Origin of the sequence: Chromobacterium sphagni, assembly GCF_001855555.1 — a bacterium.
Taxonomy (GTDB): domain Bacteria; phylum Pseudomonadota; class Gammaproteobacteria; order Burkholderiales; family Chromobacteriaceae; genus Chromobacterium; species Chromobacterium sphagni.
The window spans coordinates 12,652-38,569 of record NZ_MKCT01000072.1 but is presented as its reverse complement, the minus strand read 5'-3'; the positions used below and the strand labels follow the sequence as shown (position 1 = coordinate 38,569).

General features: G+C 64.6%; 27 protein-coding genes. 18 read left to right on the top strand and 9 right to left on the bottom strand.

Annotated elements, in window-relative coordinates:
* Window positions 1-41 precede the first annotated feature (41 nt).
* The 7 genes from BI344_RS20065 (at window position 42) to ettA (ending at window position 8,234) form a co-directional block, all read left to right on the top strand.
* Window positions 42-1,457, top strand: coding sequence for a S41 family peptidase (locus BI344_RS20065; RefSeq protein ID WP_071114569.1), 1,416 nt, complete (start codon window positions 42-44; stop codon window positions 1,455-1,457).
* Window positions 1,458-1,596: 139 nt separating this feature from the next.
* A complete protein-coding gene (gene argA / locus BI344_RS20060) occupies window positions 1,597-2,904 on the top strand; it encodes an amino-acid N-acetyltransferase (RefSeq protein ID WP_071114568.1) in 1,308 nt (435 codons plus the stop codon).
* Window positions 2,905-3,004: 100 nt separating this feature from the next.
* Entirely contained in the window at window positions 3,005-3,277 is a 273-nt protein-coding gene (locus tag BI344_RS20055; protein ID WP_043574441.1) for an oxidative damage protection protein, read from the top strand.
* Between the two features lie 70 nt (window positions 3,278-3,347).
* Window positions 3,348-5,423: a polyphosphate kinase 1 gene (gene ppk1 / locus BI344_RS20050; protein ID WP_071114567.1), complete on the top strand. Its 2,076-nt coding sequence runs from the start codon at window positions 3,348-3,350 to the stop codon at window positions 5,421-5,423.
* On the top strand, window positions 5,423-5,902 hold the full coding sequence (locus tag BI344_RS20045) for a DUF456 domain-containing protein (RefSeq protein ID WP_071114657.1): 480 nt from the start codon (window positions 5,423-5,425) through the stop codon (window positions 5,900-5,902). Before ppk1 ends, BI344_RS20045 begins: the two co-directional genes overlap by 1 nt.
* Before the next feature lie 114 nt (window positions 5,903-6,016).
* On the top strand, window positions 6,017-6,442 hold the full coding sequence (locus tag BI344_RS20040) for a BLUF domain-containing protein (RefSeq protein ID WP_071114566.1): 426 nt from the start codon (window positions 6,017-6,019) through the stop codon (window positions 6,440-6,442).
* Between the two features lie 124 nt (window positions 6,443-6,566).
* Window positions 6,567-8,234: an energy-dependent translational throttle protein EttA gene (gene ettA / locus BI344_RS20035; protein ID WP_071114565.1), complete on the top strand. Its 1,668-nt coding sequence runs from the start codon at window positions 6,567-6,569 to the stop codon at window positions 8,232-8,234.
* A gap of 47 nt (window positions 8,235-8,281) precedes the next feature.
* Here ettA and BI344_RS20030 read toward each other — a convergent pair whose 3' ends face one another.
* Window positions 8,282-9,010, bottom strand: a complete 729-nt coding sequence (locus tag BI344_RS20030) for a substrate-binding periplasmic protein (protein WP_071114564.1) — start codon at window positions 9,008-9,010, stop codon at window positions 8,282-8,284.
* A gap of 166 nt (window positions 9,011-9,176) precedes the next feature.
* On the opposite strand from BI344_RS20030, the gene BI344_RS20025 reads away from it, so the two are divergent.
* From BI344_RS20025 to BI344_RS20015, 3 genes are all read left to right on the top strand, one after another.
* On the top strand, window positions 9,177-9,758 hold the full coding sequence (locus tag BI344_RS20025; RefSeq protein WP_241499419.1) for a peptidoglycan DD-metalloendopeptidase family protein: 582 nt from the start codon (window positions 9,177-9,179) through the stop codon (window positions 9,756-9,758).
* Window positions 9,759-9,828: 70 nt separating this feature from the next.
* On the top strand, window positions 9,829-11,043 hold the full coding sequence (locus tag BI344_RS20020; RefSeq protein ID WP_071114562.1) for a DUF1615 domain-containing protein: 1,215 nt from the start codon (window positions 9,829-9,831) through the stop codon (window positions 11,041-11,043).
* Between the two features lie 111 nt (window positions 11,044-11,154).
* A complete protein-coding gene (locus BI344_RS20015; protein WP_071114561.1) occupies window positions 11,155-12,183 on the top strand; it encodes a DUF475 domain-containing protein in 1,029 nt (342 codons plus the stop codon).
* 69 nt (window positions 12,184-12,252) lie between these two features.
* Here the strand turns inward: BI344_RS20015 and BI344_RS20010 are convergent, their stop codons facing one another.
* The 7 genes from BI344_RS20010 to coq7 all read right to left on the bottom strand — a co-directional run bounded on the left by BI344_RS20010 (window position 12,253) and on the right by coq7 (window position 18,245).
* Window positions 12,253-12,966, bottom strand: coding sequence for a hypothetical protein (locus tag BI344_RS20010; RefSeq protein ID WP_139167087.1), 714 nt, complete (start codon window positions 12,964-12,966; stop codon window positions 12,253-12,255).
* A 234-nt stretch (window positions 12,967-13,200) separates the two neighbouring features.
* Entirely contained in the window at window positions 13,201-13,851 is a 651-nt protein-coding gene (locus BI344_RS20005; RefSeq protein ID WP_071114559.1) for a hypothetical protein, read from the bottom strand.
* A gap of 305 nt (window positions 13,852-14,156) precedes the next feature.
* Entirely contained in the window at window positions 14,157-14,522 is a 366-nt protein-coding gene (gene frdD / locus BI344_RS20000; RefSeq protein ID WP_071114558.1) for a fumarate reductase subunit FrdD, read from the bottom strand.
* Entirely contained in the window at window positions 14,519-14,917 is a 399-nt protein-coding gene (locus BI344_RS19995) for a fumarate reductase subunit C (protein WP_071114557.1), read from the bottom strand. The genes frdD and BI344_RS19995 overlap by 4 nt, the downstream gene beginning before the upstream one ends.
* On the bottom strand, window positions 14,914-15,660 hold the full coding sequence (locus BI344_RS19990) for a succinate dehydrogenase/fumarate reductase iron-sulfur subunit (RefSeq protein ID WP_071114556.1): 747 nt from the start codon (window positions 15,658-15,660) through the stop codon (window positions 14,914-14,916). Before BI344_RS19990 ends, BI344_RS19995 begins: the two co-directional genes overlap by 4 nt.
* Window positions 15,653-17,431, bottom strand: coding sequence for a fumarate reductase (quinol) flavoprotein subunit (frdA, locus tag BI344_RS19985; RefSeq protein ID WP_071114555.1), 1,779 nt, complete (start codon window positions 17,429-17,431; stop codon window positions 15,653-15,655). Before frdA ends, BI344_RS19990 begins: the two co-directional genes overlap by 8 nt.
* Window positions 17,432-17,624: 193 nt before the next feature.
* Complete coding sequence (gene coq7 / locus BI344_RS19980) at window positions 17,625-18,245, bottom strand: 2-polyprenyl-3-methyl-6-methoxy-1,4-benzoquinone monooxygenase (protein ID WP_071114656.1); 621 nt, start codon at window positions 18,243-18,245, stop codon at window positions 17,625-17,627.
* Window positions 18,246-18,373: 128 nt separating this feature from the next.
* On the opposite strand from coq7, the gene ppa reads away from it, so the two are divergent.
* On the top strand, window positions 18,374-18,901 hold the full coding sequence (gene ppa, locus BI344_RS19975) for an inorganic diphosphatase (protein ID WP_071114554.1): 528 nt from the start codon (window positions 18,374-18,376) through the stop codon (window positions 18,899-18,901).
* Between the two features lie 170 nt (window positions 18,902-19,071).
* Window positions 19,072-19,791, top strand: a complete 720-nt coding sequence (locus tag BI344_RS19970; protein WP_206600444.1) for a hypothetical protein — start codon at window positions 19,072-19,074, stop codon at window positions 19,789-19,791.
* A gap of 58 nt (window positions 19,792-19,849) precedes the next feature.
* On the opposite strand, the gene BI344_RS19965 is transcribed toward BI344_RS19970, so the two are convergent.
* Entirely contained in the window at window positions 19,850-20,416 is a 567-nt protein-coding gene (locus BI344_RS19965; RefSeq protein WP_071114552.1) for a phasin family protein, read from the bottom strand.
* 69 nt (window positions 20,417-20,485) lie between these two features.
* On the opposite strand from BI344_RS19965, the gene BI344_RS24485 reads away from it, so the two are divergent.
* The 6 genes from BI344_RS24485 (at window position 20,486) to BI344_RS19940 (ending at window position 25,903) form a co-directional block, all read left to right on the top strand.
* The gene (locus BI344_RS24485; RefSeq protein ID WP_158021096.1) at window positions 20,486-20,848 is read left to right on the top strand and encodes a hypothetical protein; all 363 of its coding nucleotides are present in this window, start codon (window positions 20,486-20,488) and stop codon (window positions 20,846-20,848) included.
* Window positions 20,823-21,545: a septum site-determining protein MinC gene (gene minC, locus BI344_RS19960; protein WP_071114551.1), complete on the top strand. Its 723-nt coding sequence runs from the start codon at window positions 20,823-20,825 to the stop codon at window positions 21,543-21,545. Before BI344_RS24485 ends, minC begins: the two co-directional genes overlap by 26 nt.
* A 24-nt stretch (window positions 21,546-21,569) precedes the next feature.
* Window positions 21,570-22,382 (top strand): septum site-determining protein MinD, encoded by an 813-nt coding sequence (gene minD, locus BI344_RS19955; RefSeq protein ID WP_071114550.1) that lies wholly within the window; start codon window positions 21,570-21,572, stop codon window positions 22,380-22,382.
* A 3-nt stretch (window positions 22,383-22,385) separates the two neighbouring features.
* The gene (minE, locus tag BI344_RS19950) at window positions 22,386-22,643 is read left to right on the top strand and encodes a cell division topological specificity factor MinE (RefSeq protein WP_011136924.1); all 258 of its coding nucleotides are present in this window, start codon (window positions 22,386-22,388) and stop codon (window positions 22,641-22,643) included.
* A gap of 3 nt (window positions 22,644-22,646) precedes the next feature.
* Window positions 22,647-23,585 carry a LysR substrate-binding domain-containing protein gene (locus BI344_RS19945; protein WP_071114549.1) on the top strand — a complete coding sequence of 313 codons (939 nt, stop codon included), beginning with the start codon at window positions 22,647-22,649 and terminating at the stop codon, window positions 23,583-23,585.
* Window positions 23,586-23,878: 293 nt separating this feature from the next.
* Window positions 23,879-25,903, top strand: a complete 2,025-nt coding sequence (locus BI344_RS19940) for a M3 family metallopeptidase (protein ID WP_071114548.1) — start codon at window positions 23,879-23,881, stop codon at window positions 25,901-25,903.
* Window positions 25,904-25,918: the final 15 nt, after the last annotated feature.

Here is a 25,918-nt window from a genome sequence, read left to right as displayed (position 1 = left end):
TGCCGGGTACGGAGAATTTGCACAGCATGAGCAGCCAAAGAATGAAGAAAATCGCCTGGTTGGTGGCAGGAGCCATGGCCGGTGGCGTACTGACCCTGAGCATGCAGGCGCTGGCCGACAAGGAGGCCTCGCCGCTGCCGCTGGGTGAACTGCGCACCTTCGCCGAGGTGTTCAGCCTGATCAAGCAAAGCTATGTCGAGCCGGTGACGGACAAGAAGCTGATCGACGAAGCCATCAAGGGCATGCTCACCGGTCTGGACCCGCACTCCGACTACATGGACCCCGAAGAATTCAAGGAGCTGCGCGAAGGCACCCAGGGCGAATTCGGCGGGCTGGGCATCGAGATCGGCGCAGAGGACGGCCTGGTCAAGGTGGTGTCCCCGATCGAGGACACCCCGGCGCAGAAGGCGGGCATCAAGAGCGGCGACCTGATCATCAAGATCGACGACACGCCGGTGCGCGGCCTGTCGCTGAACGACGCGGTGAAGAAGATGCGCGGCAAGCCGGGCAGCAAGGTCACGCTGACCATCGCCCGCAAGAATGAAGCCAAGCCGCTGGTGTTCACGCTGGCGCGCGCCGTCATCAAGACCAAGAGCGTCAAGTACAAGATGCTGGAACCGGACTACGGCTATGTCCGCATCGCCCAGTTCCAGGAGCACACCGCGGAAGACCTGGCCGCCGGCCTGCAGAAACTGTACAAGGACAACAAGCAGCCGCTGAAGGGCCTGGTGCTGGACCTGCGCGACGACCCGGGCGGCTTGCTCAACGGCGCCGTCGGCGTGGCCGCTGCCTTCCTGCCCAAGGACAAGCTGGTGGTCTACACCGAGGGCCGCACGCCGGACGCCAAGATGCGCCTGACCGCCACGCTGCAGAACTACGCCGGCGCCGGCGGCAGCGATCCGCTGGCCAAGCTGCCGGCCGATGCCCGCAACGTGCCGATGGTGGTGCTGGTCAACGGCGGCTCCGCCTCGGCGTCGGAAATCGTCGCCGGCGCTTTGCAAGACCAGAAGCGCGCGGTGCTGGTGGGCACCCAGACCTTCGGCAAGGGCTCGGTGCAATCCATCCTGCCGCTGGGCAGCCAAGGCGGCATCAAGCTGACCACCGCCCGCTACTTCACGCCTAGCGGCCGCTCGATCCAGGCCAAGGGCATCGTGCCGGACGTGGTGGTGGAAGACGCCACCCTCACCGCCGCCGACCAGGCGCTGCGCGTGCGCGAGGCCGATCTGGAAAACCACCTGGCCAATCCCAACGGCGACGACAAGCCGGCCAAGGCCGCCAAACCGGCGCCCAAGCTGGTTCCGCCTCCGTCCCCGCAGGAAAAGGGCAAGGACGCGCCGGCCCCGGACGACGGCAGCCAGTTTGGCCCGCGCGACCCCAGCCCGAAGAACGACTACCAGCTGTCGCAGGCTCTCAATGTGCTGAAAGTGCAGCAAATCCTGCAAAAACGCGCCAACTGAGCGTCGGCTTCACATACACGATGCCGCCAGGCCCCGCCTGGCGGCATTTTTGCATGCCGCGCCAGCCGCGCGCCCGCGGCAGGCCCAATCCTGATATTCTTATTGGTTATTCCCTATCGAGTGGCCGGAGTCTGCCCTTATGCTCACCCGCGAGTTCGTTCTCACCTTCCGCGAAGCCGCGCCCTACATCAACACCTACCGCGGCAAGACCTTCGTGCTGGCCCTGGGCGGCGAAAGCCTGCTGGACGGCGACTTCTCCAGCATGGCGCAGGACATCAACCTGCTGGTCAGCCTCGGGGTGCGCATCGTGCTGGTACACGGCATCCGCCCGCAGATCGAGGCGTTGCTCAAGCGCCACGGCATCGCCCGCCTGTTCCACCGCGACCGCCGCGTCACCGACGCCGCCACCATGGACATCGTCAAGCAGGCGGCGGGCGCTACCCGCCACGACGTGGAAGCCCGGCTGTCGATGGGCATGCCTCATTCGCCGATGTACGGCGCCCACCTGCGGGTGGCCGGCGGCAATTTCGTCACCGCCCAGCCGCTGGGCGTGCTGGACGGCGTCGACATGCAATACACCGGCCAAGTGCGGCGGGTGGACGCCGCCGCCATCCGCCAGCGGCTGGACCAGGGCGAACTGGTGCTGCTGACTCCGGTAGGCTACTCGCTGACCGGCGAAAGCTTCAACCTGACCATGGAAGAGCTGGCCACCCACGCCGCCATCGCGCTGAAGGCGGAAAAACTGATCTTCGTGGTGGAAGGCCGCGGCGCGGTGGAGCAGGACGGCCAACTGATCAGTTCGCTCACCGCCTTGCAGGCGGAGCAATTGCTGGAAGCCGGCAGCCTGCCGGAAGACGTGGCGGCCTACCTGCCATACACCATACGCGCCACCCGCGAAGGCATCCCCCGCGCCCACCTGATCAGCCGCCACGAAGACGGCGCGCTGCTGCTGGAGCACTTCACCCGCGGCGGCAACGGCACCATGATCGCGCGCGATCCCTTGGTGCGGGTACGCAACGCCAGCATCGACGACGTCGGCGACATCCTGGCGCTGATCCGCCCGCTGGAAGAGCAAGGCGTGCTGGTGCGGCGCAGCCGCGAGCGGCTGGAAGTGGAGATAGGCGAATACGCGGTGCTGGAGCATGACGGCAAGATCTATGGCTGCGTGGCGATGCACCCCTTCCCCGAAGCCGACACCGCCGAACTGGCCTGTCTGGCGGTATCGCCGGCCAAACGCGACGGCGGCTTCGGCGAGATGCTGCTGCGCCACGTCGAATACCAGGCGCGCACTCAGGGACTGCAGTCGCTGTTCGTGCTTACCACCCAGACCTCGCACTGGTTTGTCGAGCGCGGCTTCGCCGAGGCCGACAAGAACTCGCTGCCGCTGTCGCGACAGCAGTTCTACAATTACCAGCGCCGCTCCAAGGTATTTGTAAAGAAGCTGTAACCGGCGGCGGCCATGATGCCGCCACGGTTGGAAGGACGCGGGCTATGTGACAGAATAGCCCGTTAACGCCAATTCAGAATTCAAGAGCAAGGATAGAGCCATGAGCAGAACCGTCAATTGCGTCAAGCTGGGCCGCGAAGCCGAAGGCCTCGACTTTCCGCCGCTGCCGGGCGAACTGGGCAAGCGCGTGTACGAAAGCGTCTCCAAGGAAGCCTGGCAGGGCTGGCTGCGCTACCAGACCATGCTGATCAACGAAAACCGCCTCAGCCTGGCAGACGCCCGCGCCCGCCAGTACCTGGCCGCGCAGCTGGACGCGTACTTCTTCGGCCAGGGCGCCGACGCGCCGGCCGGCTACACCCCGCCGCAGAACTAAACGACTTGCCAAGCCCTCCAAGCGAGGGCTTTATTGTTTCCAATCACCGTAATATTGGCTCGCACATCGTATGTCACAACCGCAAGACTTGCTGCTGAACCGCGAACTGGGACTGATAGAATTCAACCGCCGGGTGCTAGCCCAGGCGGAAGACCCGGACCTGCCGCTCTTGGAGCGCCTGAAGTTCCTCTGCATCGTCTCCTCCAATCTGGACGAATTCTTCGAGGTGCGCGTCGCCTGGCTGCAAGACGCCGCCCACGCCACGCCTGAGCGCGTACTGGCGGACGGCTGCACGCCGGAGCAGGCGCTGGCCAAGGTGGCGCGCGCCAGCCACCAGCTGGTGCGCGACCAGTACGCGGTGATGAGCGAGGTGCTGTTTCCGGCGCTGCGCGAGCAAGGCATCGTGTTCCTGCGCCGCGGCGAATGGACCCAGCAGCAGAAGGACTGGGTGGAGGCCTTCTTCTTCCGCGAACTGATGCCCATCCTGACGCCCATCGGCCTGGACCCGTCCCATCCCTTCCCCAAGGTGCTGAACAAGTCGCTGAACTTCACCGTGGAGCTGGAGGGCCGCGACGCCTTCGGCCGCGCCTCCGGCACCGCCATCGTGCAGGCGCCGCGCATCCTGCCGCGGGTGATCAAATTGCCAGCCGACGTCTGCGACGGCCGCCCGCACTGCTTCGTGTTCCTGTCCTCCATCCTGCACTCCCACGTGCACGAGCTATTCCCCGGCATGACGGTGAAGGGCTGCTACCAGTTCCGCGTCACCCGCGACAGCGAACTGTCGGTGGACGACGACGACTTCAAGAACCTGCGCACCGCGCTGCAGGGCGAGTTGCGCCAGCGCCAGTTCGGCGACGCGGTGCGGCTGGAAATCGCCGACACCTGCCCGCAGCACATGGAATCCTTCCTGCTCACCCAGTTCAATCTGCAGCCGCGCGACGTCTACCGCGTCAACGGCCCGGTGAACCTGGTGCGGCTGATGCAGGTGCCCGATCTGGTGGACCGCGCCGACCTGAAATTCGCGCCGTTCAGCCCCAGCCTGCCGCCGCCGCTGCAAAAAAGGGCCCACTTGTTCGAGGCCATCCGCAAAGGCGACATCCTGCTGCACCACCCTTACCAGAGCTTCCAGCCGGTGATCGACTTCCTCACCGAGGCCGCCACCGACCCGCACGTGGTGGCGATCAAGATGACGGTGTACCGCACCGGCACCGACTCGGTGCTGATGGAATCGCTGATCGCCGCCGCCCGCGCCGGCAAGCAGGTGACGGTGGTGGTGGAACTGATGGCCCGCTTCGACGAGGAAGCCAACATCAGCTGGGCCAGCCGGCTGGAAGACGCCGGCGCCCACGTGATTTACGGCGTGATCGGCTACAAGGTGCACGCCAAGATGCTGATGGTGGTGCGGCGCGAGGAACACGGACTGCACCGCTACGTGCACCTGGGCACCGGCAACTACCACCCGCGCACCGCGCGGATGTACACCGACTTCGGCCTGCTGACCTGCAACGAGGAGATCGCCAGCGACGTCAACGACATCTTCGTCCAGCTCACTGGCCTGGGCCGCGCCAGCAGTCTCAAGCAGCTGTTCCAGAGCCCGTTCACGCTGCACAGCATGATCATGCAGTCGATCGAGCGCGAAACCGAGCATGCCCAGGCCGGCAAGCCGGCGCAGATCATCGCCAAGATGAACTCGCTGTTGGAGCCGCAGGTGATCCACGCGCTGTATCGCGCCAGCCAGGCCGGGGTGAAGGTCCAGCTGATCGTGCGCGGCGTCTGCGCGCTGCGCCCGGGCGTGCCGGGGCTGTCCGACAACATCAGCGTGCGCTCCATCGTCGGCCGCTTCCTCGAACACCCGCGCGTGTTCTACTTCTACAACGACCACAAGGAAGACCTGCTGATGTCCAGCGCCGACTGGATGAGCCGCAATTTCTTCCGCCGCATCGAAACCTGCGTGCCCATCATCGATGGCAAGCTCAAGCGCCGCATCATCAAGGAGGCGCTGCGGATGTATCTGGAAGACAACGTCAACAGCTGGGACATGCAGTCGGACGGCAGCTACAAACGCCGCAGCAGCCGCGGCAAACCGCACTGCGCGCAACGCCAGCTGCTGGAGTCGTACACCGCCCAGCCGCCGGAAGACAAATGATGATCATGCTGGGCTACCTGCTGGCCGTCGCTCTGATGCTGGCCGGCCTGGCCGGCACCGTGCTGCCGGCCATTCCCGGCCTGCCGCTGCTGTTCGGCGGCATGCTGCTGGCGTCCTGGCTGGACAATTTCCAGCATCTGGGCCCGATCAGCCTGACCATACTCGCAGTGCTGGCGGCTCTGGGCCTGCTGATAGACTTCGTCGCCGGCCTGATGGGCGCCAAGGCCAGCGGCGCCAGCCGCCAGGCGCTGTGGGGCGCCTTCGTCGGCAGCTTGGTCGGCATGTTCTTCGGCGTGGCCGGCGTGATTCTGGGGCCGCTGCTCGGCGCGGTGATAGGCGAGTTCATCGCCCGCAAGGACGCCTTCCAGGCGGGCAAGGTCGGCATCGGCACCTTCATCGGCTTCATCGTCGGCGCGGTGGCCAAGGTGGCCTGCGCCTTCGCCATGCTGGCCACCGCGGCGCTGGCGCTGGCGCTGTAAACCCTGCGCCCTGGCCATGCGGATGGCTGTCCTGGCCGGACAGCCACTTCGCCCCATGATTTTGCTATGCTGCCGCAATCAACAGGGATACCCCTTGCCACGAGGAAACCCATCATGGCCCTGCAGCATCTGATTTATGTCAGCACCGCCCGCAAAGAACTAAGCAACGCCGAACTGGAGACGCTGCTCGAATCCTGCGTGCGCTACAACCTGCAAAACGACATCAGCGGCGTCCTGCTGTATGGTCCCGGCTGCTTCATCCAGGTGCTGGAAGGAGAAGCCGCCGCCGTCGGCGAAACCTACCAGCGCATTCTGGACGACCCGCGCCACCACAATCTGATAGAAATCATCCGCGAGGATATCGAGCAGCGCAGCTTCGCCAACTGGCGCATGGGCTTCACCCGGCTGGATGCCGCCGCCATCCGCAACCACCCGGGCTTCACCGACATCTACGGCCCCGACTTCCAGCCCAAACGCCTGGCCGGCCAGCCGGCGCTGGCGATGAACATGCTGCTGACCTTCCGCGAAAACTGCCGCTGACCAAAGCATCGATCGCCGCTCCCGCTACCGCATGGCAGTCGGGGCTGCAGCACCACTCTCGTCCCGGGCGCGGATTTCGTTATAATCGGCGCCTAGTCCCACTCCAACCAATGTGAACGCACCCATGGCCCAATACGTGATGTCGATGCTCCGCGTGAGCAAGATCGTCCCCCCGAAACGTCAGATCATCAAGGACATCTCCTTGTCCTTCTTCCCCGGCGCCAAGATCGGCCTGCTGGGTCTGAACGGCGCCGGCAAATCCACCGTGCTGCGCATCATGGCCAATGTGGACAAGGAATACGACGGCGAGGTGCAACACCTGGCCGGCGTCAAGATCGGCTACCTGGAGCAGGAGCCGAAGCTGGACAACGACAAGACCGTGCGCGAGGAAGTGGAAAGCGGCATGGGCGACGTGATGGGCGCGCAAAAGCGCCTGGAGGAAGTCTACGCCGCCTACGCCGAACCGGATGCCGACTTCGACGCGCTAGCCGAAGAGCAGGCCAAGCTGGAGGCCATCATCTCCGCCGGCGCCGGCGACAATGTGGCGCTGCAGCTGGAACTGGCCGCCGACGCGCTGCGCCTACCGCCGTGGGACGCCAAGATCGGCCCGCTGTCCGGCGGCGAGAAGCGCCGCGTGGCGCTGTGCAAGCTGTTGCTGTCCAAGCCCGACATGCTGCTGCTGGACGAGCCCACCAACCACCTGGATGCCGAATCCGTCGAATGGCTGGAACAGTTCCTGGTGCGTTTCCCAGGCACCGTGGTGGCCGTCACCCACGACCGCTACTTCCTCGACAACGCCGCCGAATGGATTCTGGAGCTGGACCGCGGCGAAGGCATCCCGTGGAAGGGCAACTACTCGTCCTGGCTGGAACAGAAAGAAGCGCGCCTGGAGCTGGAAAGCAAGCAGGAAGGCGCCCGCATGAAGGCGATGAAGCAAGAGCTGGAATGGGTGCGCCAGAACCCCAAGGGCCGCCAGGCCAAGTCCAAGGCGCGTATCGCCCGCTTCGAGGAGCTGTCCAGCTATGAAACCCAGAAGCGCAACGAGACCCAGGAAATCTTCATCCCGGTGGCCGAGCGCCTAGGCAGCGAAGTGATCGAGTTCGACGGCGTGTCCAAGGGCTTCGGCGACCGCCTGTTGATCGACAACCTGAGTTTCAAGGCGCCGGCCGGCGCCATCGTCGGCATCATCGGCCCCAACGGCGCCGGCAAGTCGACGCTGTTCAAGATGATAGCCGGCAAAGAGCAGCCGGATTCCGGCGCGGTGAAAATCGGCCAGACCGTGCAGATGGCCTTCGTCGAACAGAGCCGCGAAGGCCTGGACGGCGACAAGACCGTGTTCGAGGACGTGGCCGCCGGTGCCGACATCCTGACCGTCGGCAAGTTCGAGATGTCCAGCCGCGCCTACCTGGGACGCTTCAACTTCAAGGGCGCCGATCAGCAGAAGAAGGTGGGCATGCTGTCCGGCGGCGAGCGCGGCCGCCTGCACCTGGCCAAGACCCTGCTGAAGGGCGGCAACGTGCTGCTGCTGGACGAACCGTCCAACGACCTCGACGTCGAAACCCTGCGCGCGCTGGAAGACGCGCTGCTGGAATACGCCGGCACCGTGTTCGTGATTTCCCACGACCGCTGGTTCCTCGACCGCATCGCCACCCACATTCTGGCGGCGGAAGGGGAATCGCAGTGGACCTTCTTCGACGGCAACTATCAGGAATACGAAGCCGACAAGAAGAAGCGCCTGGGTGAGGAAGGCGCCAAGCCCAAGCGCATCCGCTACAAGCCGATCACGCGCTAAGCCCTACCCAGCCTAGCCCCCGCCCGCGGGGGCTTTTTGCTGGACGCTCAATCCAGGTACTTGGCCATCAGCCTGGCGACCGCGCCCTCGTCGCGCAGTTGCTTGAGCGCGGTTCCCAGCCTTTGCGCGACCTCGTCCGGCATGCGCTTGCCGCAGGCCAGATAAATGCCGGTATCCTGCAAGCGCATCGCCTCGCGGATCGGCACCGCGCTGGTCCCTTGCTTCTTCACCAGATAGCGCGCCACCGCGCTGTGCACCGCCCAGACATTCGCCACGCCCAGGCTCAGCTCGCGATAGGCGTCCTCGGTGGTGGCGAGTTCGGAAAATGTCACCTGGTGCAACCTTAGCCACTCAGCCATCGACGATCCCAGCAGGGCCACCACCCGCAGCCCCTTGAGATCGGCCAGCGAATGCAGCTGCAGCGTGCTGCCGGCGGAAACGAACAGAGAGTGGCTGCTGTCGTCAATCAACCCCACCCAGCGGTACTGCCCATCGCGCCTGGGCGAACGGGTCAGCGGCATCAGGCAGCCGTCCTCCTCGCTCATCACCTGCAGCTGCGCCCGCTTCCACGGCAGATCGACAAACTGTCCGCGCAGACCCGCATGCGACAAAGCCTGCTGCACCAGTTCCACCGCGATGCCGCGCTGCGGGCTTTGCGGACTGTCGCGGATCACAAAGGGAGGATAGTCCAGCGTGTACAGATTGATCACAGGCGGCGCGGCCCACACCCATCCGGAGCCCAAGCAGGCCACCCCCAGCCAAACCCATTTCATCATTGCCTCTCCCATCCGCTTTTGTCCGCCGCAGGCTTGCCGGCGGAAAGACAGTGATAGAATCCCAGCCATGTCTTTGCGAACCTTTATTCTTTGTAGCAGCTTATGGCTGGCGGCCTGCGCCACACCGCGTCCGGCTGAGCTTCCTGCGCCGGCAGGATATTACCGGGTGCAGTCCGGCGATACCCTGTACCGCATCGCCCGCAAGTACAAACAGACCGTAGGCAGCCTGGCGCGCTGGAACCAACTGTCCGACAGTTCCAGCATCCAGACCGGCCAGTTGCTGCGCATCCAGCCGCCTTCTGCCGGCAAGACCGCCGGCAAGGCCAACCGCCCGCCGCCGCCCAAAGCGGTGGAAAAACCGGCGCCGCCGCCGGCGAAGCTGGACATCAAGCTGCAATGGCCGGTTGCCGGCGCCTTGCTCGCCAGCTTCGACGGCAACCGCAACAAGGGCGTCGACATCGCCGGCAGCGCTGGCGACGAGATTCATGCCGCCGCCGCCGGCAAGGTGGTATACGCCGGCAAGGGCATACGCGCCTACGGCAACCTGCTGATCATCAAGCACAACGAGGACACGCTGACCGCCTACGCCCACAACCAACAGCTGCTGGTGAACGAGGGCGACCAGGTCGGGGCCGGCCAGGCCATCGCCACCATGGGCGACTCCGGCGCCAACCGGGTGAAACTGCATTTCGAGCTGCGGCTGCGCGGCCAGGCGGTGGACCCCGTCCCCTACCTGCCGCCGCGCTGATCGCGCCTTGCCAGCCTCGCCGGCTTGCCCTACCCTCGCCGGTGACGCCTTTGCCCAACCCCATACCATAATGAAACGCACCTCGCTCTTGCTGATCACCGCGCTGCTGGCGGCCTGCGCCAGCTCGCGGCCTCTCCCCGCGCCGGAGGCGGAGGCAATCATGCCGCCGTCCGCCGCTCCGGTCCCAGCCGACGAACCGTCCCCGGCTCCCGCCAGCGCAGCTCCGGCGCTGGCCTTAATCGCCCCGACAGCCATCGTGCCCAAACCGCCGCTGGTTTCGCCTGACTTCATCGCCCGCTCCGTCCCCAGCGGGACGCGCGACCGCCAGGGCTGGATCGCCGACATCGACAACGCCTTCCGCCATCTGCGGATTCCGGCCACGGTCGACAACGCCTGCGCGCTGGCAGCGGTGATAGAGCAAGAATCCAGCTGGCAGGCCGACCCGGCCGTGCCGGGCCTCTCCCAGATCGTCTGGGGCAAGATTGAAGAAAAGGCGCACCGCTACCTGGTGCCGCTGACCGTGGTAAAGGGCGCCTTGTTGAAGACATCGCCCAATGGCCAGAGCTACAAGGCGCGCATCGACGCGCTGCGCACCGAGCGCGAAATGAACCTGCTGTTCGAGGACATGTCGCGCGAAGCCGGCAAGATGGGCTTGCCCGACATGAAGAATCCGATCCGTACCGGCGGGCCGATGCAGGTCAGCGTGGAATTCGCCGAAGCCCACGCCCGGATCTGGCCCTATCCCTATCCGCACCGCGACAGCATCCGCCATCAGGTATTCAGCCGCAAAGGCGGCGTCTACTTCGGCGCCGCCATCCTGCTGCAATACCCCGCCCCCTATCAGGACATGCGGTACCGCTTCGCCGACTTCAACGCCGGCCGCTACAGCAGCCGCAACGCCGCCTTCCAGGCCGCGCTCTCGCGGATCGGCGGCCGCAAGCTGGCGTTCGACGGCGATCTGCTCAACTATCAGGGCGGCCAGCCTTCCGGCAGCCAGCAGGCCGCGCTGGCCATCGCCGGCCGGCTGGATCTAAGCGCCAACGCGGTGCTGAGCGACCTGAAACAGGAGAAGAGCGCCGCCTTCGGCCAAAGCGAACTGTACCGCCGGGTGTTTGCGCTGGCGGAAAAGCAGGCGGGCCGGGCCTTGCCGCGCGCGGCGATGCCGCAGATCGACCTGAAGAGCCCCAAGATCAGCCGCAAGCTGACCACCGAGTGGTTCGCCAAACGGGTGGACAGCCGTTATCGCCGCTGCCTGGCGCAATGGCCCTCCGCCTCCGCTTCATGATGCCAAACGACTGATTCAGCCTTATAATTCCGCTCGCAACGGCCGGCCTCCCCGGCCGTTCGCTCATTCAAAAAACAGCGGAATAACCGCAACATAATCAGGTATTTGCACATGCGCTCCACTTTTTCCTATTTTCGCGGCTCGCTGCTGTTCAGCCTGGCCGTGCTCGCCGCCGTCGGCTGGTACGGCTACCGGCTTGGCGGCGCCGAGCACGCGCTGGCCTTCCTGATCACCGCGCTGGTGCTGGCGGTGCTGGAGACCAGCGTCTCCTTCGACAACGCGGTGGTCAACGCCAGCGTGCTCAAGGCGATGAGCCCGCGCTGGCGGCGAATCTTCATGACCGTGGGCATCGCGGTGGCGGTGTTCGGCATGCGGATACTGTTTCCGCTGCTGATCGTCGTCGCCGCCGGCGGCGTCTCGCTGGGCGAGGCCTTCATCGTCGCCACCGAGCAGCCGCAGCGCTACCAGGAAATCATGCATCACAGCCATCTGATGATCATGGGCTTCGGCGCCACCTTCCTGCTGATGGTGGTGATCGAGTATTTCATCACCCATGAGAAGGACGAGCACTGGATTCCGGGCATCGAGCCGCTACTCGCGCGCTTGGGCAGCGTGGAGAACGCGCAGTCGCTGGTCACCGTTCTGGTGGTGGCCGCGATTGCCGCGCTGCTTCCCGCCGCGCAGCGGATGGCATTCATCAGCAGCTGCTTCTGGGGCTATGTGGTGTTCATGGCGCTGCACATGTTCAAGCAGCTGTTCGGCGGCATGGACATCAAAACCGCGGCGGCCAGGAACGGCCTGATCGGCTTCGTCTACCTTGAAGTGCTGGATGCCAGCTTCTCGATGGACGGCGTGATCGCCGCCTTCGCCATCACCAACGACTTCTGGCTGATCGCCGCCGGCCTGGGCATAGGCGCGATGTTCGTGCGCTCGCTGACCCTCTACCTGGTGGAGCGCGACGTGATGGGCCAGTTCAAGTATCTGGAGGCGTCGGCGTTCTGGGCGATTGCCGCGCTGGTAGCCATCATGTTCGCCGCCGTGCTGCATGTCGAGCTGGGAGAGGTGGCTACCGGCCTGATCAGCGTCGCCATCATCGCGCTGGGCGTCCTCACCAGCCTGCCGTCGCGCGGCAAACGCTGAGCGCCGGCGCAAAAGGCAAGACCGGGGAAACCCGGCCTTGCCTTTTCCCCTGCGGCCAATGGCCTGGCTTCAGGCCGAGGTGCTCAACAGCGCGCCCACGCCGGCGCTGCTGCCGAGTTGATTCTGCTGCAGATTATTGGTCAGGTTTTGCAGAAACGACTGCAGCGACGATTGCGACGACTGGCCGCTGCCGCTAATACCCAAAGCCTGCTGCAGGTTCTGAAAGGCGGAGCCCAGCGTTGAAGTCGCGCTGTTCTGGGTGCCATTGGCGATGTCCTGCAGCAACTGCTGCAGATTGTTCTGCAGATTGCCATAGCCGGCACCGCTCCCCCCCCCGGCGCCGGCATCCTGATCCTGGCCTCCTGAGTCGACATCGCCATCACCATCTTGACCACTGCCTCCGGAAACGCCCGAGGCGGAGGATGCTCCCTCCTGCTGCAGCGCCTGAAACAGCGAGTGGATGAACGCATGCACCGCCTGTTGCTGATTGCCTCCCGCCGCACCCACCACGCCAGTGGAGTTGGAGGTGTCGGAGCTTCCATCCGTGGACCCCGTCGATGAGCCGCCGGAAGCCGACTGCAACAGTCCGGACTGCTGCAAGGCCTGCAGCACGCTCTGCGTCAGTTCGCCGCCACCACCATGGTGGTGATGCCCGCCACCGCCGCTGCCCTGGACCGCTCCGCCTCCGGAAGACTGTCCCTGATCGGAAGAGAAGCTTTCCTGAATATCCACCTGCGTGTACTGCAAAGAGATTGAGCTGTTACCCAGAGACCCGACTGACATGATGCTCTCCTTAAAGAACTGATCGACCCGCCTCAGCCTGCGCTGATATCGGTATATCGGCATGCAGCGGCGGCGACAAAGGGACAAGCTGTAAATTTATGTTAATTAAGGGAAAAATCTCAACCAAGCCATCCAAAAAGCCACAATCCAACCCTTTCGAAGGCTGCCGGCTTCAGTATAGGCCGTCCTGGCGGACGCGCTGCGCCATCCACAGCCGCACCGCACTTGGTCCCCTCAAGCGCTGGTACTGAGCAGCGAGCCGACGCCGCCGGACGACAGCGTCTGGCTGTTCTGCAGCGCGATCAGGTTTTGCAAGAAGGTATGCAGCGACGCCTGCTGCGACGCGCCGGTTCCCGAGCCGCTGCCCAGTGACTGCTGCAAATCCTTGAAAGCCGAGCTCAGACTGGCGGTGGCGTTGTTCTGGGTGCCGTTGCTCACATCCTGCAGCAGCTTCTGCAGATTGCTCTGGAAGTCGCCGTAACCGCCGGCGGCCGGCCCCTGGCCGGAACCGGAGGTGCTGCTGGACAAGCCCTCGGCCTGCACCGCCTGGTACACCGCATGCACAAAGGTATGCAAGGCCTGCTGCAGATTGCTGCCGGTGCTGCCGGACAGCGCGCCGATGGCGATGTTTTGCGGGCTGGCGTCGCCGTTGCCGACGCCGGTGTTGCCGTTATCGGCGGCGACGGAAAGATTCAGGCCCGACTGCTGCAGGGCCAGCACCACCTCCTGGCCGAAGCCACCGTCGGGCCCGTTGTCCTGCTTGCGCTGCGCCCCCCCCGGGCCTTGCGTCCCGTCGCTGCCGACAGGCGCCAGCACGCCGGGAGCCGTGATAGGGGTGTATTGCTGGGAAATGGAATAGCTGCCAGTCACCGACCCAAGCGACATCGCACTTCTCCTTGCACAGGTTGCGGAACCCGTTACTGGTTGCAGCCGACGATGCGATTCCCCTTCCGGCGAAAACCGCACACCATGTCAAACGGCAAAACAATGGCAAAGACCAGCACAAATGCAAAATGGTGCGCCATGCATGGAAACGGCATGACAGACTATCCACTATAGGCAGGAAAATTTTCAGCGCGGCTGGAAAACAGCGCATATCGGCGATTAAAGACTGCCAGCAACACTGTTTCGACTGGCTGTTAAGTGGAAACCACAGATGGAGGCCGGCCTCGCCGGCCCCCTCCGCCGGCCTAACGGCCGATACCCAGCAGCAGCGCGGCTGACAGCAGCGTGGCCAGCATGGCCAGACCGTAGGTCAGCGCCTTGGCAAGCGCGCCGCCGCGGATGCCAAGGTCGTGCAGGCTATGGTAGACGCGGTGCGCCGCGTGCCACAGCAAGAGGCTGATCAGCAGCCAGAGCGCGCCCTTGCCCATCAGGCTCTGCGCCAGCGCCCGCATGGCGGCGAAGCCCAAAACCCGCTGCGGCAGCAAGCCCAGCGGAAGCGCCAGGCCGGTGATGAACACCAGCGCCGGCCCGAGCAGCGCCGCCAGCATACCGCCGGCGCCGAACAGTACCCAGAAGATGGGCGCATGTGATCGTTTCAGTTGGCGCTTCATGCCGAAATCCCCCACACCAGCGCAAACAACGCAGCACTGGCCAGCGCCACGGCGGCAAAACCGCCGCCGGTGATCGCCGCCGCCGAAACGCGCTTGCCGCCCAGCCGCAGCGGCGGCAGCGTGCGCGGCATAATCTTGAACCAGGTGTAGCTATGGTAGCCGATCATCGCCAACAGGATCAGATGTAGCCAGGTGGACAGCGGACTATGCAGCGCCGCCAGGAAGCCGTTCCACGCCGCCTGGCCCCGGCTCAGCCGCCACAGGCCGAACAGCAGCAAGAAGGCATAGGCGGCGACGAACAACGCCGTCCCCTCATGCGCCATATATTCGATAAAGTAGGGATTTTTCTTCCACCAGCCGGCCATAGTCCGGACGTAAGGACGACGCTTGTTCATTTGCAGGCTCCCTTGGGTCTGGCAAAACGCAGGAAGTAGTCCTTGGCCACCTGGGTCTTGTTGAGATTCACCGCATTGGCCGGGTCCACCGCCTTGGGGCAGACTTCCGAGCAATAGCCGACGGCGGTGCAGTTGAACACCCCCTCTTGCGCCGCCAGCAACTCCATCCGCGATGCCGAGCCGCCATCGCGGCTGTCCATATTGTATCGATGCAGCAAGGCGATCGCGCCCGGCCCCAGGAACTGGGAATCGATGCCGTACTGCGGACAGGCGGCATAGCACAGCAGGCAGTTGATGCAGTCGCTGAACTGCGAGTACCGCTCCATCTGCGCCGGCGTCTGCAGGTGCTCGCCCTCAGCCAAGGACTTGTCGTGCCTGGGGATGATGTAGGGCTGGATGCTGTCCAGCTTGGCCATGAAGTCGTCCAGCACCACCACCAGATCGCGCTCGATCGGGAAGTAGTGGAGCGCTTCGATGCGCGCCTTGCCGGGGTAGTCGCGCAGAAAGGTCTTGCAGGCCAGCCTGGGCGCGCCGTCCACCATCATGCCGCAGCTGCCGCAGATCGCCTGGCGGCAGGACCAACGGAAGGCCAGCGTGCCGTCCAGGTAGTCGCGGATGTATTGCAGACCCTGCAGCACCGACATATCGTCGATATACGGCACCGCAAAACTCTGCAGCCACGGCTGCTGATCCTGCTCCGGTCGGTAACGCATGATTTCAATGATGAAAGTGGCTTCAGCCATGCTGCGTCTCCCGCTCCGCCGCCAGCCCCGCAGCGCCATAGGCGCGCACCGCAGGCTGGGACTTGGTGATCTTCACCGCGCCGTATTCGATGCGCGGCGCGGCGTCCGCCTGGTAAATGGCGTGGCTGTGCTTGAGGAAGTTGACGTCGTCGCGCGCCTCGTAACCATCCAGACGCTGGTGCGCGCCGCGCGACTCCCTGCGCTGCAGCGCGGAATGCGCCATCGCCTCGGCCACATCCAGTTGGTAGCCCAGCTCGATGGCCAGCAGCCAGTCGCTGTTCCACACGCTGGACTTGTCCTCGACGTTCACGTAATTGAAGCGTTGCTTCAGCTCCGCCAGCTTGTCGCAGGTGGCCTGCATGCTGGCTTCCCGCCGATAAATGCCGCAGCCCTCTTCCATGGTCTGCGCCATTTCACGGCGGATGTCGGCGATGCGCTCCGAGCCCTGCCTTGCCCGCAACGCGTGCAGCCTGGCCTCAGCGGCTTCGGCTTGCTGCTGCAGCGCTTCGCGGCTGGCCGGCCTTTGCCCGCGGGCGAAGCGCGCGGCCTCGATGCCGGCCACTTTGCCGAATACCGACAGCTCGGCCAAAGAGTTCGACCCCAGCCGGTTGGCGCCGTGTATGCCCACGCTGGAACACTCGCCGGCGGCAAACAGGCCGGGCATAGTCGACGCGCAGCAGCCATCCACCAGAATGCCGCCCATGGTGTAGTGCACCGCCGGCCGTACCGGGATGGGCGCTTGCGCCGGGTCGATGCCCAGAAACTCCTCGGCCAGCTCGCAGATTTGCGGCAGCCGCTCGCGCAGCCTGGCTCGCCCCAAATGGCGCAGGTCCAGATACACCACCGAGCCAAGCGGCCCTTCAACCGTGCGGCCCTTCTGCTGCTCGTACCAGAAAGCCTGGCTCAGCCGGTCGCGCGGACCCAGCTCCATGAACTTGTTGCGTGGCTGGTCCCCGGCAGGCCCCAGGCCATAGTCCTGCAGGTAGCGGTAGCCATCCTTGTTGACCAGCAGACCGCCCTCGCCGCGGCAGGCTTCGGTAAACAGCAAGCCGGTGCGCGGCATGCAGGTGGGGTGGTACTGGACGAACTCCATATCGCGCAGCGGCACGCCATGGCGGTAGGCCAGCGCCATGCCGTCGCCGGTGACGATTCCGCCGTTGGTGTTCTCGCGGAACACCCGCCCGGCGCCGCCGGTAGCCATCACCACCGCGCCGGCCTCGATCAGCACGCTGTCGCCGCTGGCGATCTCGATCGCCAGCACGCCGCGCGCCTGGCCATCCTCCACGATCAGATCGGCGCAGAAATACTCGTCAAAGCGCTGGATATTCGAAAACGGGATGGACGTCTGAAACAAGGTGTGCAGCATATGGAAGCCGGTCTTGTCGGCGGCGAACCAGGTCCGCTCTATCTTCATGCCGCCGAAGGCGCGCACATTGACGCTGCCGTCTTCCTTGCGGCTCCACGGACAGCCCCAGTGTTCCAGTTGCACCATCTCCTCCGGGCACTGCGCGACGAAGTATTCCACCACGTCCTGCTCGCACAGCCAGTCGCCGCCGGAGACGGTGTCGTGGAAATGGGCGTCGAAACTGTCATGGCTCTGCTTGACTGCCGCCGCCCCGCCCTCCGCCGCTACGGTGTGGCTGCGCATCGGATACACCTTGGAGATCAGCGCGATCCTCAACCCTGGATCGGACTGCGCGGCGGCGATGGCGGCGCGCAAGCCCGCCCCGCCGGCGCCGACTATCACTACGTCTGCTTGGTATGCGTTCACATATCCTCCTGCTGGCAATCAGAAATATCTGACCGCACGGTAGGACATGGCGCCGAACCGGCGGTAGACCTTGATCAAGCAGGCGGCAAACAGCGCATCGCCGCGCCGGCAAACCATGATCGCGGTCAAACCGCAGGCAAAAGAAAACCCGCGCCGGCGGAGCGCGGGTCGGGAACATGCGGGCACCGCGGACTCAGATGCGGTAGCTGCTGCCGGTCATCAGCCGGGCAGATAACTTCATCGCCGCCTTCATCGGCGCCGGCAGAACGGCCGCCCCCAGTTGCTGCGCCATTTCGGCATGTTGCAACTCGTCGTCGCGCATGCGCTCGACGATGGCGCGGCTTCGAGCGTCGTCTGCCGGCAGGCTTCTCAGATGGCTATCCAGATGGGCGCCTACCTGCTGCTCGGTTTCCTGCAGGAAGCCCAGATTCCACTTGTCGCCCAGCACGCCGGCCGCCACTCCCAGCGCCAGCGAGCCGGTATACCACAACGGGTTGAGCAAGCTGGGACGGCCGCCCAGCTCGCGGATGCGGCGCTCGGTCCAGGCCAGGTGCTCCACTTCCTCCTGCGCCGCCTGACGCAGCGCCTGGCGTGCCGAAGCATCGCGGGCGGTCAGCGCCTGGCCCTGGTACAAGGCCTGCGCGCACACTTCGCCGCAATGGTTGACCCGCATCAGCCCCAGCGCGTGCTTCCTGTCCGCCGCGCTCAGATCGGCCTCGGCAATGTCCTGGTCCGGATGCGCGCGCGCGCTCTGCGCCGGCGCGCACAGCGTGCGCAACCCCTTGTCCAGCTCCACGATCAACTTGTCCAGCATCGGCACCATCCCTCGCGCGTCCATCCTATCGAAGCCGCGATTATACCTTCGCGGCACATCCTCGGCAGCTGCTGATATAATCGCCCGGTCACTCAATAATGTTCAACAACACTCAAGGATTCCGCTCCATGAATCTCGCTAGCATCGGCCCGGGCAAAGACATGCCGGGCGACTTCAACGTCGTCATCGAAATCTCCGCCAACGCCGCTCCGATCAAATACGAATTCGACAAGGAATGGAACACGCTGGTAGTGGACCGCTTCATGGGCACCTCCATGATGTACCCGGCCAACTACGGCTTCGTGCCGCAAACCCTGTCCGAAGACGGCGACCCGGTTGACGTGCTGGTGGTGACTCCGTTCCCGCTGCCGCCGGGCGTGGTGGTGCGTTGCCGCGCGCTGGGCATGATTCGTATGGAAGATGAATCCGGCGTTGATGCCAAGCTCATCGCCGTACCGGTGGAAAAACTGTGCCCGATGTACAAGGCGATTCAGAAACTGGAAGACCTGCCAGAACTGCTGCGTCTGCAAATGGTGCACTTCTTCGAGCACTACAAGGATCTGGAAAAGGGCAAATGGGTCAAGATCCAAGGCTGGGGCACGCAGGAAGACGCCAAGACCGAACTGGTGGAAGGCATTGCCCGCTTCGGCAAATAAGCGGCAGCCCAAACGGCAAACCGGCCCAATGGCCGGTTTTTTTGCGCCCAGCGAATGCTGCATTGCACAATATCAGCATTCCACGGGATAATGGTTTGCCGTACCCCGCCGCATCTGCCACGCTTCTAACAGGAACCATGCCGCGCCTCGCGGCCCGCACCGGCATCAACATGGCTGTTTCGTACCGCATCAGGGGACACGCTCCCCATCTCCCCTGGTTCTTGCGCCGGCTAGAGGCGCGAGGGCTGACGCCTGCGTCCGAGAGCGACCTTCCTGCGCGCCTGCCGTCAGACTGGACAGGCATCGCGCTGGCGGACTGCTGGCTGGATCTGGCCCGGGACGGCGATCAGCCGCTGGCCCAAAGGCAGGCGCGATGCCAGGCGGAAGGGCTGGCGTTCATCGAACTGTCCGGAGACTGGCAAACGCTTGCCGCGGAACACGGCTTCATGCTGCTGGCGGGCTGCGCCGCCCCGCCGGCGGGAGACGCGCAGCTGCTGTTGGATGCGCTGGCGCCGCAGGCCGGCTGCTGGCTGCACTGCGGCCCGGCGCATAGCGCGCGCTTCTGCCAGCGGGTGTTTGCCGCCCTGCTCCATGCCGGCCACGCCGCGCTGCCACTGCCGGATGGCCAGCCGCGCGCGCTGCAGTGGGAGCAAATGCTGGCCAGTCAATGGCAGCTGGCGGACAGGCTGCGCCAGCTGGCCCAAGCCTATCTGCTGAAACATCTGGGCCAGACCCCGCCTTATCCTGCGCCGCTGCCGCCGGCAGCCCAGCACTTTGCCGCCAACCTGGCCCGCTCCATCATGCTCACCTTGCCCGACCAGCAGAACTGGCCGGCCCTGCTGGAGCAGCTTGGGGCCATTCTCGCCGCCCATCCGCCGCCGCAAAAATGAAAACCCGCCGGTGGCGCGCCACCGGCGGGTTTCCTCACTCGAGCCAGAGTGGTATCGCTCAGGCGGCGTTGCTGGCGGTTTTCTTGCGACCAACTGCGGCGCTGGCGGCCTTGGCCGAGTTGGTGGCGGCTTCGACGCCAGCCTCGGCGATTTCGGCGCCGACCTTCTTGGCGGTCTTGGACACGCTTTCAAAAGCGACGGTCGAGGTGTTCAGCAAGGTCTTCAACGCGGCGACGGCGATGTCGGAACCGGCCGGAGCGTTCTTGGACAAGCGATCCAGACTGGTTTGCAGCGCCTTGCTGTTTTCGGCGATCTGCTCTTCGACAAAGCTGGATAGCTCGTTCTGGGTGGCCAAGGCGGCGTCGTAAACGTGGCGGGCGGCGGAAAATGCCTGATCCAGCGCCGGCTGCGCCAGACCGCTTTGCAGGTCGGTCAGCGACTTGGCGTCCTTGACTTCGCTCAGCGCCTTGAAGGCTTCGGCGTTGTCGGACAGCAGTTTGCGCGACAGATCCAGCTGCAGGCTGGCAAAGCGTTCGGCGCCGGCCAGCACGATGGAGGACAGGCGGACAGCCTTGTCGAACTGTGACTGACCGAGGGCGGAGAGTTCCTGGGTGGTGGTAAACATGTAATCAGCTCCTAAAATGTCGGGTAGACAACGACTCAGTGATACAGCAACAAAACTGTTGTTCCGCGCATGCTGCAACGCAACAACCACACTGTAACGCAGCGAGAACACTTCGGTCAAGGAAATGCTGCGCCGCACAATAAACTAAGCGGCTATTTTACATCAGGTTTTATCAGGGAAAAATTCCATTATCATTACACAAGCCACCCCAGCCGCCACCCGACCATCGGGACAGTCACTTCTGCAGCGCAACAGATTCTGTTGCTTGGGCGACGCACTCCGGCTCCCCCGCCTACCGCTCCCGCGCCAATCCGCGCCCGCCGCCGACTCATCGCCATTGAAAGCATGCCGGCAAGCCAGTACACTCGCGCCATAGAAGAAATCTATCTACATATAAAAGCTACCCATGAGCCCAGTGGCAAACGCCTTTGATATCAAATCCGCCAACCTGGACCTGTTGGCGATCCTGCTGCGCACCGACAACCTGGACGAACTGAGCCAGGCGCTGGACGCGCGCTTCGGCAACAGCAACGACGCGCCGGCGGAAGCCTTCGTGCTCGACGTGGAAGCCCTGCCCAAACCGGCCGAACTGGATCTGGGCCGGCTGCTGCCGCTGCTGAGCCGCCGCGGCATCCGCGCCGTGGCGCTGCGCCATCCGGACAATTCGCTGGCGGCGATGGCCAGCCGCTTCGGCCTGGCTTTCGCCAGCAGCGCCGCTCTGCCCCGCTCGGCGCAAGCGCCGCAGGAACCCCAGGCCAAGTCCGCCGTCGAAACCCCTGCGGCGGCGGTTCCCGCCGGCGCGATGATCATCGACCGGCCGGTGCGCGCCGGCCAGCAGATCTACGCCAAGGGCTGCGATCTGATCGTGCTGGCGGTAGTGAGCGCCGGCGCCGAAGTCATCGCCGACGGCAACATCCACGTCTATGCGCCTCTGCGCGGGCGGGCGCTGGCGGGCGCGCGCGGCAATGCGGCCGCCCGCATCTTCACCCGCAGCATGGAGGCCGAACTGGTTTCCATCGCCGGGGTGTACCGCACCATAGAGCAGGCGCTGCCGGACAGCATTTTGGGCAAACCCACCCAGATCTATCTTGAGAACGAGCGCCTGGTGATGACCGCGCTCGGCGAGTAACACATTTTTCCAAAGGAAAGCCCCGTGGCAAAAATCATCGTTGTGACATCCGGCAAGGGTGGCGTAGGCAAAACCACCACCAGCGCAAGCTTCGCTTCCGGCCTGGCACTGCGCGGGCACAAGACTGCCGTGATCGACTTCGACGTCGGCCTGCGCAACCTCGACCTGATCATGGGCTGCGAACGCCGCGTGGTGTACGACCTGATCAACGTCGTCAATGGCGAGGCCAACCTGAACCAGGCGCTGATCAAGGACAAGAACTGCGACAACCTCTACATCATTCCGGCCTCGCAAACCCGCGACAAGGAAGCGCTGACGCTGGACGGCGTGGAGCAGGTGCTGAAGGAACTGGCCGACAGCGGCTTCGAATACATCGTCTGCGACTCCCCGGCCGGCATCGAGAAGGGCGCGCTGATGGCGCTATACTTCGCCGACGAGGCATTGATCGTCACCAACCCGGAAGTGTCGTCGGTGCGCGACTCCGACCGCATTCTGGGCATCCTGTCGTCCAAGTCCAAGCGCGCTGAGGAAGGCCGCGAGGCGGTGAAAGAACATCTGCTGATCACCCGCTACGCGCCGGGCCGCGTTGACAAGGGCGAGATGCTGTCGGTGGACGACGTCAAGGAAATCCTGCGGGTGCCCCTTCTGGGCGTGATTCCCGAATCGCAAAGCGTGCTGCAAGCCTCCAACTCGGGTACTCCGGCCATCCACCTGAAAGGTTCCGATGTCGCCGAGGCCTATTCCGACGTAGTGGCACGTTTCCTGGGCGAGCAACGCCCGATGCGCTTCCTGGACGCACCCAAGGTGGGCATCCTCAAGCGCCTGTTTGGAGGTTAAGTCATGTCATTGATCGATATGATTTTTGGCAAGCGCCAGAAATCCGCAGCCATCGCCAGGGAACGCCTGCAGATCATCCTGGCCCACGAACGCAACGGCCGCCACGCCCCCGACTATCTGCCGGCGCTGCAGCGCGAACTGATGGAAGTGATCTCCAAGTACGTGTCCGTCAACCTGGAAGACATCAAGGTGCAGGTTGAGCGCCAGGACGACTACGAAGTCCTGGAAGTCAACATCGTGCTGCCGGAACACCAACGCTAAACCATGACGCTGACCGAACTGCGCTATATCGTGGCGGTGGCGCGCGAGCGCCACTTCGGCCGCGCCGCCCAGAGTTGCTTCGTCAGCCAGCCGACGCTGTCGATCGCCATCAAGAAGCTGGAAGACGAGCTGGGCATCACGCTGTTTGAACGCGGCGGCCAGGAAGTGGCGGTCACCGAAATCGGCGAACGCATCATCGAGCAGTCGCAACGGGTGCTGGAAGAGGCCGAAGCGGTCAAGCGGCTGGCCGGCGAACACCAGAACGAACTGGCCGGGCCACTGAAGCTGGGGGTGATCTTCACCATCAGCCCCTATCTGCTGCCCAAGCTGATTCCGGCGTTGCGCATCCTGGCGCCCGACATGCCGCTGATCCTGGAGGAGAACTACACCTCGCGGCTGGCGGAAATGCTCAAGCGCGGCGAGGTCGACGCCATCATCGTCGCCGATCCTTTCGAGGAAACCGGCATCGAGGCCTGGCCCTTGTACGACGAGCCCTTCGTCGTCGCCACGCCCAAGGGCCACCCCTGGGAAAAGCAGCCGCAGGTCAATGCCTGCCAGCTGGCGGAGGAAAGCGTGCTGCTGCTCACCCAGGGCAACTGCTTCCGTGACCAGGTGCTGCAGGCCTGCAGCGAGCTGTCCGGCCGCCAGCACTTCGGCAACAGCCTGGCCAACACCTTGCAGGGCAGTTCGCTCAACACCATACGCCATATGGTGGCCAGCGGCATGGGCGTCACCGTGATGCCGGCCACTTCGGTCGGCCCCGGCGACGAGGCGCTGCTGTCGGTGGTGCCGTTCAGCCAGCCGACGCCGCAGCGGCGGGTGCTGCTGGTGACCCGCAAGCAGTTCTTCCGCAAGAAGGCGATCGACACCCTGCAACAGGCGGTGTTCCGTTCCGGCCTGCCGGGCGTCGTCATGCTGGAAGACGAGCCCAAGCTGCAATAAAAGGCCCGCCAGCCGCGACAGACCGTCCCGCACCAGCTCCGCTGCTGCGGGATTTTTTCAACCCGGCACATGGCAAGGAAATGAAATGAACCCACTGAGCAGCGTGAAGCAGAAAGCCTTCGTCCCCGCCCGCGACTTCAAGCTGTCGGATCCATCCGGCGTGCTGTGGCTCATCGGACAGAACATCTGATCCAGGCGCCATCCTGACTAGATTTTTTTGTTTGTCCGCATCGCAAGCAATGCTAAAGTCATGGGCTGTATCACCGTCACCACCCACGACAAAGACAAGCGCCATGAACGCCAATCCCTTGCTGCACGACTGGTCCACCCCGCACCAGCTGCCTCCGTTCGACCTGATCCGCGCCGAGCACTTCGAGCCGGCTTTTGAAGTCCTGTTCGCCGGACACCTGGCCGAAATCGACGCGCTGGCCGCCTTGGCCGGCGCGCCCAGCTTCGCCAACACCGCGGCGGCATTCGACCGCTGCGGCGAGCGGCTGGAACGCGCCAGGCTGCTGCTGGACAATCTGACCAGCTCGCACACCTCGCCGGAACTGCAGGAGGTGGAGCGCAACATGGCGCCGCGCCTGGCGGAACACGATAGCGCCATCTACATGCACGAGGGCTTCTTCGCCCGGCTGGACGCCGTGCATCAGCAGCGCGGCCAGCTGGACCTCAGCGAAGAGCAAAGCCGGCTGCTGGACCTGATCCATCGCACCTTCGTGCGCGCCGGCGCCAAGCTGCAAGGCGAAGCGCGCCAGCGTTACGCCCAAGTGGTATCGCGACTGGCGGAGCTGACCACCGCCTTCAGCCAGAACACGCTGGCCGACGAAGCCGAATACGCGCTGCAACTGGCTGAGGACGATCTTGCCGGCCTGCCGCCCTTCCTGCTCGATGCCGCCTGCGGTGCCGCCAAGGCGCGCCAACTGGCGGGCTACGCCATCACGCTGTCGCGCTCGTCCATCGTGCCCTTCCTCACCTACTCCGCCCGCCGCGATCTGCGCGAACAGGCCTGGCACGCCTGGACCAGCCGCGGCGAACATGCCGAACGCGACAACCGCCCATTGGCGAAACAGATACTGGCGCTGCGCGTGGAGCAGGCCCAGTTGCTGGGCTACGCCAACTTCGCCGACTACGCCATCGCCAACCGCATGGCCGGTACGCCGCAAGCGGTCCACGATCTGCTGTCCCAGGTGTGGGAACCGGCCAAAGCGCGTTTCCAGTCGGAAAAAACCATGCTGCGGGAAGAGGCGGTCCGCCTGGGCGAGCCGGCCGACCTCCAACCCTGGGACTGGTTCTACCTGGCGGAGAAAGTGCGCATCGCCCGCTATGCGCTGAATGACGCCGAGATCAAACCCTACTTCAGCCTAGACAATATGACCGCCGCGATGTTCGACGTCGCCGGCCGCCTGTTCGGCCTGAGCTTCCAGGAAAAGCATGACGCCAAGCTCTACCATCCGGACGCCCGGTTGTGGGAAGTCAGCCGGAACGGCGAATTGATCGGCCTGTTCATCGGCGACAACTACGCGCGGCCGAGCAAGCGCAGCGGCGCCTGGATGAGCGTTTACCGTCCGCAGTCCGACAACGGCGGCAAAGTACTGCCCATCATCAGCAACAACAACAACTTCGCCAAGGCGAGCCAGGGCGCCACCCTGCTCAGCGCCGACGACGTGCGCACGCTGTTCCACGAATTCGGCCACGGCCTGCACGGCCTGCTGTCCAACGTCCACTACCGGCTGCTGTCCGGCCCCAACAGCCCATGGGACTACGTCGAGCTACCATCGCAGTTGATGGAAAACTGGGCGCTGGTGCCTGAAGTCCTGGAAAAGCATGCCCGCCACGCCGAAACCGGCGCGCCTATCGCGGCCGAGCTGGTCGCCAAAATCAAGGCGGCCCGCCACTTCAACCAGGGTTTCGAAACCGTGCGCTACGCCGCGTCCACGCTGATAGACCTGGCGCTGCACCAGCGGGCCGACCAGGATGGCATAGACATCGCCGCCTTCGAAGCCGCCGAGCGCGAACGGCTGGGCATCCCGATGGAAGCCGGCATGAACCATCGCCCGCCGCATTTCGGCCACATCTTCTCCGACGACGCCTACGCCGCCGGCTACTACGTCTACATGTGGGCGGAAGTGTTGGAGGCGGAAGCGTTCGCCGCCTTTGAAGAGGCGGACGATCCGTTCGATCCGGAATTGGCGGAAAAGCTGCACCGCTACATCTACGGCGCCGGCGACGCCCGCGAGCAGCGCGCCGCCTTCCGCGCCTTCCGCGGCCGCGATCCCCAAGCCGCGGCGATGCTGAAGAAACGCGGCCTGGTGTAAGACCGCTGCCAGCCG